Raw genomic sequence first — 12,885 nt, 5'->3', positions numbered from 1 at the left:
TTACTAACCTCAAAACTAAATTATTAACTAATAATATTAGCTAATATATTAATAAATAATTTAGCCGCCAGATGATCACAAAATAAACGTGGTGCTCATCACAGCTTTAGTGGCTCTATGACATGACTTTGTGATCAACATCTTTTGGGGATGATCTGGTCTTAATCTTTAGCTAATATCTTTAGCTAAGAAAATTATCCGTAAATCGAAGAATGGCTAAAAAAGTAACCATGAGTGATATTGCTGCGGAAGCAGGGGTATCCCAGTCAACCGTGTCTTTGGTGTTGAATGGCTCTACATCGGTAAAAATTGCAGATACCACCAAACAAAAGGTCCTTGAAACCGCAGAGTCGCTTGGCTACAAGAATAAGAAAGTGGCTCATGCGCTTGGTCGCCCCAAAAAAATCGCCTTGGTGATCAATGGGCTGACTAGCTACGATCCTTTTATTGATGCAATTAACGCCGCACGTGAAGAAGCGTGGGCGAACGACTTTATTCTAGTGACGTTCAATTACAGTCACGATGAAGTGTTGGCAAGTAAGATTGAAGCAGAAATAAATAGCGGTGATTATGCTGGCTTGGTTTATGCGTCGAGCATGACTCGTGAACTTGAACAACAACGCGTCAATACGGTACTACCAACCATACTTTTAAACTGCACAAACGAAAGTGCTCATGAAACACCAAGCGTTTTACCTGCAGATATGATAGGCGCTTACAAAGCAGTCTCTCACCTTACTCAACAAGGTTATCGTCGTATTGCAATGCTCACTGGTGAAAACTGGATGCTTGCAAGTCAGCAGCGCAGAGAGGGGTACCGTCAGGCATTGATTGACGCCGATATTATCCCGAATAATGCGTACGTTGCTGAAGCGAATTGGTCTCTAAAAGAAGCGCACCAACAGACGCTAGCGCTGTTCAACTTGGAGCAACCGCCTGAAGCGATATTCTGTGGAAGTGATTACATGGCAATGGGGTGTTACCAAGCATTGGCGGAGTTAGGTCTTAAGATCCCTCAGGATGTTGCGGTAGTTGGGTACGACAATCAACAGATTGCCTCTGAGAGCTTTCCAGCACTATCCTCTGTTGAACTGCCTTACTCAGATATGGGTAAGCTCGCCGTAGAATCCTTGATGGCTCTGATAGAAGAGCAACCGTTACTCTCCAGCAAACGAAAAGTAGAAGGTGAATTGATTATTCGAACTTCTTCGACAAAAACAAAAAAGGTGGGCATTTAGCCCACCAAAAAAGCTATCTAAAATTCAAAGCCATAGATGGTTTGATGCTGATAGCAGTCCACAGAGTTCAACACCCCACTGTTGACATCCCATTCAGGTTTATTCGGCCCATCAGGAAAGTACTGTGTTTCCAGTGCTAGTCCATCATAGAGCTCATAACTTTTGCTCTTACCTGGTGTTCCTGCTAGGAAATTACCAGAGTAAAACTGCACGGCTGGCTTTGTCGTTTTGACCGTCATCGTCACTTCTTGTTGAGGTGAAATCAGAACCGCGGCGACAGACACGCCATTGGTCACTTCAGGCTTGAACACAAAGGCGTGATCGTAGCCGCCAGCGGTTTTCTGATCGGGTTCACTCAGGAAATCTCTCCCTACTAATTTAACGGATGAGAAATCAAAACTGGTTCCTTCTACGGGCTTTAGGTCTCCTGTAGGAATTAGACCTTGATCAGTCGGTAAGTAGTGAGCGGCATTTAGCTGTAATTTATGATCTAAGCTTTTAGCGTCAGAACCTTCTCCCGCCAAGTTAAAGTAAGCATGATTCGTTAAATTTACCGGGCATGCTTTATCTGTGCTTGCTTCATAAGCAATCGACACTTCGTTATCGTCCGTTAAAACGTAAGTCACCTTAACGTCTAGATTACCCGGGTAACCTTGGTCACCATCTTCAGAATGAAGTTCAAATACAACTTGCTGAGAATCCTGCTCGACAATAGTCCAACGCCTTTTGTCAAACCCCTCTAAACCACCATGCAGTGAGTTTTCACCATTATTGATGCCAAGTTGGTAGCGCTGTCCCTCAAGCTCAAACTCCCCCTTGCCAATACGATTAGCAAAGCGACCAACTATCGAGCCAAAGTAAGCCCCCTGCTTCATATGTTCATCCATATTTGGCGAGCGCAGTAACACTTCGCGATACTCTCCATGGATAGGCAAAGTGCAACTTAACCACGTCGCACCGACATCCATAAAAGACGCGGTCATTCCGTTACTGTTGGTTAAGTGAATCAGCTTCGCTGGGAGACCATCAAACGATGGTGTATTGGCCATCGCTTGCTGTAAATTTTCAAAATACTCTCTCATTCCAGCCTCTTAAAGTACTTCGACTAAACCAGCGCCATTTTTCGCTTGGCACACGTAGATGGATTCTTTTAGGCCCGTTGCTGCTTGGTACTTCGCTTCTACCGTTGCTTTCACTTCGTCAACCAATGCTGGCGGTACAATAGCAACGATACAACCACCAAAGCCACCGCCCGTCATGCGCACACCACCTTGCTCGCCAATCACTTCTTTCACCATCTCAACTAACGTATCGATTTCTTTGACTGTGATTTCGAAATCATCACGCATAGAAGCATGAGACTCAGCCATCAACTCCCCCATGCGCTTCATGTTGTGCGTACGAAGTGCTTGCGCCGCTTCTACCGTGCGGTCGTTTTCTGTGATTACGTGACGAGCACGTTTTGCGACCATTTCATCCAGCTCGGACACTTTCTCGTTGAACTGTTCAATGGTCACATCACGCAGCGCTTTTACACCGAAGATGCGCGCGGCTTCTTCACACTGCTCACGACGCGTGTTGTATTCGCTGTCGACCAAGCCACGTTTTTTGTTTGAGTTGATGATCACCACGGCCATATCTTCAGGCATCGATACAGCTTCAGTTTCTAGACTACGGCAGTCCAATAGCATAGCGTGGTTTGCACGGCCTTCTGCCGAAATCATTTGGTCCATAATGCCGCAGTTACAACCGACGAATTCGTTCTCTGCTTGCTGCCCATTTAGTGCGATTTCCGCTTGGCTGATTTCTAGATTGAACAACACTTTGAACGTTTGACCGATCACGACTTCCAACGCTGCAGACGAGCTTAAACCCGCACCTTGAGGGACGTTACCGCTAACAGAAATATCCGCACCAGAGAATTGGTAACCACGAGCAAGTAGACACTTCACCACACCGCGAATGTAGTTCGCCCACATTTTGTCTTGTTGGAAGGTGATTTCTTGCGTGATGTCGAACTCATCCACGGCGTTGCCGTAATCCACAGAAACCACGCGCACTAAGTTGTCTTCACGCTTCGCTGCCGCCACAACGGTTTGGTAGTTGATCGCACATGGTAGTACAAAACCGTCGTTGTAATCAGTGTGCTCACCAATCAGGTTTACACGACCAGGCGCTTGAATAATGTGGCTTGGCACGTAACCCAGCACTTGTTCAAAAGAGGTTTTCACATTTTGGATTAGATCAGACATAGGGACGTTCTCTTAAATTTTAAATTTGGTATTGGTGTAACCGGTGTTAAGCCCTGATTTCCAGTTTCGTATTCGCTCGGTCTAATCCTCCCCCTTATCAAGGGGCAGTTAGAGGGGGTTAGCCCTCCCCTCCCGAATAAAAGGGAATTTGACCGAGTTTTAGGTAAAACCAGCGATAACTCCGGTTATTCATTAATTGGTTTTATTGCTCTTTGTAGTGCACATCGCTTAAATCACGCAGACGCTGCGCCGCTTGTTCTGCCGTTAGGTCGCGTTGGCTTTCTGCCAGCATTTCATAGCCAACCATGAACTTACGAACCGTTGCACTACGTAGCAGTGGCGGGTAGAACAACGCATGCAGTTGCCAATGGTCGATATCGGTGCCTTCTTCAAAGAACGGCGCGTAATGCCAGCCCATTGAGTAAGGGAAAGAGCATTGGAATAGGTTGTCATAACGGCTGGTTAGCTTTTTGATAGCAACCGCAAGGTCATCGCGTTGCTCATCGGTTAGCTCACTCATTCGACGAATATGCGTTTTAGGAAGTAGCATGGTTTCGAATGGCCACGCCGCCCAGTAAGGAACAACAGCAATCCAATGTTCAGTCTCAACCACTGTGCGTGAACCATCTTTAAGCTCAGCTTGCACGTAATCCACCAGCAAGTTACTGCCATGCTCTTGGTAGTACGCTTTTAAGTTGTGTTCTTTGCGCTCAATTTCATTCGGCAAGAAACTGTTTGCCCAGATTTGACCGTGCGGGTGAGGCTGAGAACAACCCATGGTCTCGCCCTTGTTCTCGAATGCTTGAACCCAAACATAGTCTTTACCCAGCTCTTCGATTTGATCATTCCACGTGTCAATCACGCCACGGATTTTGTCGACTGGTAGCTCAGGCAAGGCTTTGCTGTGATCAGGCGAGAAACAAATCACTCGGCTCAAACCGCGCACACCTTGTGTTTTGAACAGTGGGTTATCTGACTCAGGTGCATCTGGAGAGTCCACCATCAGTGCTGCAAAATCATTTTGGAACACATACGTGCCTTGGTAATCTGGGTTTACATCACCACAAATACGCTCGTTGGTCGGGCAAAGGAAACATTTCTCGTCGTAGCTTGGTAGCTCATCAATCGCAGGTTTCTCATCAGCGCCACTCCATGGGCGTTTTGCACGATGCGGTGACACCAAAATCCACTGACCCGTTAGTGGGTTGTAACGACGGTGTGGGTGATCCACTGGGTTAAATTCAACATTCGACATCTTACTTACTCAACTTTTAGAATTTCTTTCATCTGCATTCCCCAATGAAATTGGAGTTGCAGCTAGGCGGTCAATCAACAACGCTGCAGCATCAATTACGCAGGGGAATAGCCTTGCGGGTTATTTGACTGCCACTTCCACGTATCTGCCGTCATTTCCGCAACACTGCGCGTCGCTTTCCAACCAAGGTCTCGCTCCGCTTTATCTGTACTTGCCCAGCATTCTGCGATGTCACCCGGACGACGAGGACAAAGCTCGTAAGGCACTGGATGGCCGCAAGCCGTTGCGAATGCTTCTACCATTTCAAGCACACTAGAGCCTTTGCCCGTACCTAAGTTGTAAATGTGCAAACCTGCTTTTTCACCTACCGATTTCAGCGCTGCGATGTGGCCATCAGCCAAATCCATCACGTGGATGTAATCACGCACGCCTGTGCCATCCGGCGTTGGGTAGTCATTTCCAAATACCGACAGTTTTTCGCGGCGGCCTACTGCCACTTGCGCGATAAACGGCATCAAGTTGTTTGGGATGCCCTGAGGGTCTTCACCCATGGTGCCCGATGGATGCGCACCAACTGGGTTGAAGTAGCGCAGCAAAGTCACGCTCCAATCGTTTTCTGCATTGAACAAATCGCTCAAGCACTCTTCCACCATGTACTTGCTGCGACCGTATGGGTTAGTGGTCGCCCCCGTTGGAGAGTCTTCCGTAATCGGCACAATGTCAGGATCGCCGTAAACCGTTGCCGATGAGCTAAATACAATGCTTTTCACGCCCGCCTTACGCATGCTGCGCGCCAACACCAATGAGCCATTCACATTGTTGTCGTAGTATTCCAATGGTTTCGCGACAGATTCGCCCACCGCTTTCAGGCCAGCAAAGTGAATCACAGCTTGAATGTCATGCTTGGCAAATACTGAGTCCAAAAAGGCTTCATCGCGAATGTCGCCTTGGTAGAAAGCCGGTTGCTTACCGGTTAGCGCTTCAATGCGGCTTAACACTTCCACTTTGGCATTACACAAGTTGTCGACAATGATTGGCTCCATACCTGCTTCAATCATCTGGACACATGTGTGACTGCCGATGTACCCCATACCGCCTGTGACAAGAACTTTCACTTTTGCTTCTCCACTTTTGCTGCTCGATGCTTGGAAATTGGTTGAGCCTGCTCACCAAGCAAATTCGCTCATTTCTTAACTGGCTAAAAGTCTACCAATCAAAACCGATCCAGATCCGTGATCAAACTCAAAATAGTGTAAACGTTTCCACAAAATTACATCACGATTTTAAATCAATAAAAATGAAGGAAACTGAGTTAGAGCAGAAAAATGGAAAAGATTTATGATACTTACATGTATAAACGTTTACACAATGTAAGAAAAACACGGTAATTCACGCAAACCAGAAAGATGATTTTCCGCAATCGATACCTGACATTGCTCTTACAAAGCAAGAGATAAAGCCCGCTACAGTAGCCCCGCCCCAAATGTAACCTTTTGTAACAAGACTCAAATCTGCGTCTTTTTCCTTTTATCGGGGCATGCTGAGAACAAAAACAAATCTGAAGGGCCCTCATGCTACGCAAGCGAAACGAATTTCGAGATCATAATCAAGAAGTAAGGTTATTTAAAAACCGTGCCGTCGTTGCCTTTCTCGGCATGGTTATTTTGCTGGGAGGATTGGTCGCGAACCTCTACAACTTGCAAGTTAATCATTTCAAAGATTACCAAACTCGCTCTAATGACAATCGCATTAAGATTCTTCCTATCGCGCCCACTCGCGGTCTTATCTATGACCGCAATGGCGTTTTGATTGCTGAAAACCGCCCAGTTTACAACCTCGATATGATCCCTGAGCAAGCAGGCGACCCCGATGCTTTGCTTGAGAAACTCGCTCATTACATCGACATCACACCAGAACAAATTGAGTCATTCAAAAAACGCTACAAGCACACTCGCCGTTTTCGTTCTGTCACCATTTTGAACGAACTCAACGACAAACAAGTTGCGCGTTTTTCGGTGCATCAACATGAATTTGATGGTGTATTTGTAACTGCAGATCTTAAACGTTACTACCCTTACGGGAAGGAATTAACACACGTTCTAGGCTATGTTTCTCATATTAATGACCGCGATCTACGACGCTTAGACAAAGAAGGCAAAGCACAAAACTACCAAGCGACTCAGAACATCGGAAAACTGGGCGTGGAGCGTTACTACGAAGACATTTTGCATGGCACCAAAGGCTATGAAGAAGTAGAAGTAAACAGTCGCGGGCGCGTGATTCGTACCATTAAGTACGTGCCGCCAATTGCAGGGAAAGACATCGTTTTAAACCTCGATATCGAACTACAAGAGTATGTTTATCAGCAATTGGATAATCGTCAGGGCAGCGCTGTTGTACTCGATCCAAGAGATAATAGCGTCCTTGCGATGGCATCTAGCCCAAGTTATGACCCAAACCCATTTGTGAACGGCATTTCAAGCAAAGCCTACAGCGCATTGTTGAACGATCCAGCCCACCCGCTCGTAAACCGAACCACGCTAGGAGTCTATCCACCCGCTTCAACCGTCAAACCCTTTATGGCAGTCGCTGGGCTTGAAGAACATGTGATCACGCCAAGTACGATACGTAACGATCACGGTTCTTGGCGTATTCCAGGTTCAAAACCGAATTCAAAAGCTTGGCGAGATTGGAAACGTTGGGGTCACGGCAACGTTGATGTTACCAAGGCAATCGAGGAATCGGTTGACTCGTTCTTCTACCAAACCGCATTTGATTTGGGTATTGACCGCATCTCTAAATGGATGAACAAATTCGGCTTCGGATTGCCGACAGGCATTGATATCTATGAAGAGAGCAGTGCCAACATGCCGACACGAGAATGGAAAATTGCCCGTCACCGTACGCCTTGGTATCAAGGGGATACTGTGCCGATTGGTATTGGGCAAGGTTACTGGACAGCCACTCCGATGCAAATCGCCAAAGCCACTTCATTCCTTATCAATCATGGCGAGATGAAAGCACCACATCTGCTAAGAGCGGTGATTGAGCACGGTGAAGATTTTGAAAACCAAGTCGAAGTCGCACCGAAAGATCTACCACCAATTGAAGGTGTGCCAGATAAATACTGGGACATTCCAATCAATGCAATGCGCTTGGTAAACAATGGCGCACATGGCTCTGGTCGTCGCGCATTTAAAGGCGCGGAATACAGCAGTGGTGGCAAATCCGGTACCGCCCAGGTATTTGGCCTGCGCAAAGACGAGGTCTATAACTCGAAAAAGCTCGCGAACCACCTACTTGACCACGCGTTGTTCACTGCGTTTGCTCCGTATGACCATCCAAAATATGTGGCGACAGTGGTGATTGAGCACGGAAACGGTGGTTCAAAAGTCGGGGCACCGTTCATTCGCCATGTATTTGACCACTTGCTTGTCGAACCAGATAAAACCAAAGGTAAAAAGTCTTAGGTTTAACCTTATCGTCTTGCCACTCATGTTAAGTAGCAATAGTGAACAACAAAGCCCGACCGGAGAGTCCTAGCCGCTCGGGCTTTTGTTTGCTTAAAAAACCTCTTTTCCATGTAATCACTTTATTTCACCCACTCGCACAGTTTTACTAAAAATTTGTGCATCCATAAGTAGCTGTTTACAATGGTGGGATTATTGCTTATCTCACTGGGACAGTGAGCTTTGCCAACGGGAAGTGAACATGGCAACACTAAAAGATATCGCTACAGAAGCGGGCGTCTCACTTGCAACCGTCTCACGCGTGTTGAATGACGATCCGACTCTGAGCGTAAAAGAAGAAACCAAACACCGCATCTTAGAGATTGCTGAAAAGCTGGAATACCGCACCAGCAGTTCGAAAAAAGCCACCAAAGAGGCGAAACAAAAACACCACTTTTTAGCTTTGTATAACTACAAGCAAGAAGCAGAGGTGAATGATCCTTACTATTTATCCATTCGCCACGGGATTGAAACCCAATGTGATAGATTGGGCATTACGCTAACCAATTGCTACAACAGCGAAATTGACGTCGAAACACAAAAGATCACCGGCATCCTTTTGGTTGGTAAAACCGATAAAGCGATCATCAATAAACTACCTAAGCGCCTCGCAGACAGCATTTGTTATATCGACTTCTCAGACAGCGAAAGCATGTACGACAGCGTTGATATCGATCTTGCTCGCATCAGTAAGCAAGTCGTCGACTTCTTCGTCGAACAAGGTTACCAGCGCATTGGTTTCATTGGTGGACAAGACGAACCAAACACCGCGGACATTCGCGAAAAAGCGTTTGTGGAATACGGCAACCTAAAAGGTGTCGTGTCAGAGAATGACATTTACCGCGGCGATTTTTCTAGCCTCTCGGGTTACGACTTAGCCAAAGTGATGTTGGCCAAAGGCGACTTTCCGACAGCACTCTTTATCGCATCAGACTCGATTGCGATTGGGGTTTTACGTGCTATCCATGAGTTCGGTTTGAACATTCCACAAGACATTGCTCTGATCAGTGTGAATGACATTCCAACCGCGCGCTTTACCTTCCCACCGCTCTCTACCGTGCGAATTCACTCAGAGATGATGGGCATACAAGGGGTAAACTTATTGGTAGAAAAATACCGCGATGGTCGTGCGCTGCCATTGCAAGTCCACGTACCAAGCAAACTCAAGCTGCGCGGCACGACTAAGTAGTTATCCCTCTTTATTCTTATTTTATAAAGCACTGAATCCTCAGTGCTTTTTTATTTCTCTTATCTAAATTCCCGTCATTTTTTACTCATTTTACCCAGCAAATAAGCTTGGGATGCTATTCCTTTATGCTGATCACATCTTGCTCACCGATCGCTATTTAAAACGTGATCAAGTTAAAGTTAAACGTTTTCACTGATTTATTTTAGTAAAACTTTTACTAATATCTTTCCCAGATAACTCATAAGCCTTTTCACAATACATCGGCTGCATTTCTTTTGGGCAGATTCGACGCTGACGATACCGCGTCGAAATGACCAAGCTAAGCCGAGGGGAGAACAAACGTGAACAACTGGGAAAACTTCCTCCATCTACATGAGAACCGTATGGCACCACGTGCTTACTTCTTCTCATACGATTCAGTTAAAAACGCACAAACGTTCCAACGCGAGCTGAGCAGCCGCTTTAAGCTGCTGAGTGGTCAATGGACATTCAACTACTTCACTAACCCGCTTTTGGTTCCTGAAGCGTTTTACTCTCAAAAAATGGAAGATTGGGGACGCATTACCGTTCCAAACATGTGGCAAATGGAAGGCCACGGTGACCTTCAATACACTGACGAAGGTTTCCCATTCCCTATCGACGTACCGTTTGTCCCAACCGACAACCCAACTGGCGCATACCAACGTACTTTCACGCTTGGCCAGCAATGGGACAACAAACAAACCATCATCAAATTTGATGGTGTTGAAACTTACTTCGAAGTTTACGTAAACGGTCATTACGTTGGCTTTAGCAAAGGCAGTCGCTTAACCGCTGAGTTCGACATTTCTTCTTACGTTCAACAAGGCGAGAACTTATTGTCTGTGCGCGTCATGCAATGGGCAGATTCGACTTACATTGAAGACCAAGATATGTGGTGGACGGCGGGTATCTTCCGTGATGTTTACCTTGTCGGAAAAGAGCACGTTCACGTCCAAGATCTGACTGTTCGTACTGATTTCACCGACGATTACCAAAGTGCCACTTTAAGCTACCAAGTTGAGCTAGAAAACCTGTCTACTGCGGTTGCGTCCGGTTACACGCTGGAATACACGCTCCAAGACAAAGGAACTGTGATTGCTAGTGGCCAATGTGATGCACTGACTATCCAAGACAACAGCCAAACAAGCTTTGCCATTGATGTGATGAACCCAATCCATTGGACAGCGGAAAATCCATACCTATACCAACTGTTCATTACGCTAAAAGACGCACAAGGCAATGTGATTGAAGTGATCCCGCAGCGCGTTGGCTTCCGCGACATCAAAGTGCGTGATGGTCTGTTCTACATCAACAACCAATACGTGATGCTGCACGGTGTGAACCGTCATGATAACGACCACCTAAAAGGTCGTGCCGTCGGCATGGAGCGCATCGAAAAAGATCTGATCTTGATGAAGCAACACAACATCAACTCAGTTCGCACCGCCCACTACCCTAACGACCCACGCTTCTACGAACTGTGTGACATTTACGGCTTGTTCGTAATGGCAGAAACCGACGTAGAAACCCACGGCTTCGCGAACGTTGGCGATCTCAGCCGCATCACCAACGACGCTGCATGGGAAAGTGTGTTTGTAGACCGCGCAGAACGCCACGTTCACGCCCAAAAGAACCACCCTTCCATCATCATGTGGTCACTAGGTAACGAGTCCGGTTACGGCTGCAACATCCGCGCAATGTACGACGCAACCAAAGCGATTGATGACACCCGCTTGGTGCATTACGAAGAAGACCGTGATGCAGAAGTTGTCGACGTGATTTCAACCATGTACTCACGTGCGCAGCTCATGAATCACTTTGGTGAGCACCCACACGAGAAACCACGCATCATTTGTGAATACGCACACGCGATGGGTAATGGCCCTGGCGGTCTAACGGAATACCAAAACGTGTTCTATGCGCACGACCACATTCAAGGTCACTATGTATGGGAATGGTGTGATCACGGCGTATTAGCACGTGATGAAAACGGCCAAGAGTTTTACAAATACGGCGGCGACTACGGCGACTACCCGAATAACTACAACTTCTGTATGGATGGTTTGATTTACCCAGATCAAACACCTGGATCGGGCTTGAAAGAGTACAAACAAGTCATCGCTCCAGTGAAAATTCAAGCAGTAGAAGGCACGACAAACATCTTCACCGTAGAGAACAAATTGTGGTTTACCAACCTTGATGATTACACCATCACAGCGGATATCCGAGCGGAAGGTGAAACGCTGCGCAGCGTGCAGTTTAAGGTCGAAGAACTTGCAGCAAACAGCGCTCGTGAAATCACAATTAACCTGCCAGAACTGGACGAACGCGAGGCCTTTATTAACTTCACCGTGCGTAAAGACAGCCGCACTTTGTACAGCGAAGCGAACCACGACATCGCGGTCTACCAATTCCAACTGAAAGAGAACACAGCAAGCGAAGCCGTATTTGTTAGCCACAATGCACAAGCGTTAGTCACCACGGAAAGCCGCTTGGAACATGTGATTGAAGGCCACAACTTCACTCTGACCTTCTCTAAAGTCAACGGCAAGCTGACCTCTTGGCGCGTCAATGGTGAAGAGCTGATTCAGTCAGAACCTAGACTGAACTTCTTCAAACCAATGATTGATAACCACAAACAAGAGTACGAAGGTTTGTGGCACCCAGCGCACTTACAAATCATGCAGGAGCACTTCCGCACGCTACAAGTCGAAGCAACGGATGAATCGGTTTCGATTACGACCACCAGCATCATTGCGCCACCGGTGTTCGATTTTGGCATGCGCTGTACCTACCGCTACCAAATCAACGCACAAGGTCATTTGAATATGGAACTAAGCGGTGAGCGCTATGGCGATTACTCGCATGTTATCCCTGTGATTGGTTTGGATTTGGGCATTAACGGCAGCTTTGACCAAGTCAGTTACTACGGTCGCGGTCCTGAAGAAAACTACCAAGACAGCCGCCAAGCAAACTTGATTGATGTTTACCACAGCACGGTAGCCGACATGTTTGAGAACTACCCATTCCCACAAAACAACGGCAACCGCCAACACGTTCGTTGGGCATCACTAACGAATCGTCATGGCACGGGTTTGTTGGTGAAACCACAACAAGAAATCAACTTCAGCGCGTGGTTCTACACCAACCAAAACCTGCACGAAGCGCAACACACCATTGAGCTAGAGAAAAGCGGCTACATCACGCTCAACCTTGACCATCAAGTGATGGGACTGGGCTCAAACTCATGGGGCAGCGAAGTGCTTGATTCATACCGCGTGTACATGGACGAGTTCCGCTATGGCCTAACACTGATGCCACTTCAAGCCGGCGATTGCAGTGCACAAGCCATGGCACACCATGATTTCGACAATGCGTTCTTCACTCAATCCAATACTCAAACAGCAAACGAGGCGTAATC

At 46.8% G+C, this 12,885-nt stretch carries 8 protein-coding genes; 4 read left to right on the top strand and 4 right to left on the bottom strand.

The window, feature by feature from the left end; translation table 11 throughout:
* Positions 1 to 212 precede the first annotated feature (212 nt).
* On the top strand, positions 213 to 1,238 hold the full coding sequence (locus C1S73_RS14435; RefSeq protein WP_038865976.1) for a LacI family DNA-binding transcriptional regulator: 1,026 nt from the start codon (positions 213 to 215) through the stop codon (positions 1,236 to 1,238).
* Between the two features lie 17 nt (positions 1,239 to 1,255).
* Here the strand turns inward: C1S73_RS14435 and galM are convergent, their stop codons facing one another.
* The 4 genes from galM to galE all read right to left on the bottom strand — a co-directional run bounded on the left by galM (position 1,256) and on the right by galE (position 5,860).
* Positions 1,256 to 2,320 (bottom strand): galactose-1-epimerase, encoded by a 1,065-nt coding sequence (galM, locus tag C1S73_RS14430; protein ID WP_038865975.1) that lies wholly within the window; start codon positions 2,318 to 2,320, stop codon positions 1,256 to 1,258.
* Positions 2,321 to 2,329: 9 nt separating this feature from the next.
* Positions 2,330 to 3,490, bottom strand: a complete 1,161-nt coding sequence (gene galK / locus C1S73_RS14425) for a galactokinase (protein ID WP_038865974.1) — start codon at positions 3,488 to 3,490, stop codon at positions 2,330 to 2,332.
* A gap of 202 nt (positions 3,491 to 3,692) precedes the next feature.
* Entirely contained in the window at positions 3,693 to 4,745 is a 1,053-nt protein-coding gene (locus C1S73_RS14420; RefSeq protein ID WP_038865972.1) for a UDP-glucose--hexose-1-phosphate uridylyltransferase, read from the bottom strand.
* 95 nt (positions 4,746 to 4,840) lie between these two features.
* Positions 4,841 to 5,860: a UDP-glucose 4-epimerase GalE gene (galE, locus tag C1S73_RS14415; protein WP_038865969.1), complete on the bottom strand. Its 1,020-nt coding sequence runs from the start codon at positions 5,858 to 5,860 to the stop codon at positions 4,841 to 4,843.
* 456 nt (positions 5,861 to 6,316) lie between these two features.
* Between galE and mrdA the strand changes: the two genes are divergently transcribed.
* From mrdA to ebgA, 3 genes are all read left to right on the top strand, one after another.
* Positions 6,317 to 8,215, top strand: coding sequence for a penicillin-binding protein 2 (mrdA, locus tag C1S73_RS14405; RefSeq protein ID WP_038865966.1), 1,899 nt, complete (start codon positions 6,317 to 6,319; stop codon positions 8,213 to 8,215).
* Between the two features lie 241 nt (positions 8,216 to 8,456).
* Entirely contained in the window at positions 8,457 to 9,443 is a 987-nt protein-coding gene (gene ebgR, locus C1S73_RS14400; protein WP_038865965.1) for a transcriptional regulator EbgR, read from the top strand.
* 341 nt (positions 9,444 to 9,784) lie between these two features.
* Positions 9,785 to 12,883, top strand: a complete 3,099-nt coding sequence (gene ebgA / locus C1S73_RS14395; RefSeq protein WP_038865964.1) for a beta-galactosidase subunit alpha — start codon at positions 9,785 to 9,787, stop codon at positions 12,881 to 12,883.
* Positions 12,884 to 12,885: the final 2 nt, after the last annotated feature.

Origin of the sequence: Vibrio jasicida 090810c (assembly GCF_002887615.1) — a bacterium.
GTDB classification, from domain to species: Bacteria; Pseudomonadota; Gammaproteobacteria; order Enterobacterales; family Vibrionaceae; genus Vibrio; species Vibrio jasicida.
This window is presented reverse-complemented; position numbering and strand designations above follow the sequence as displayed.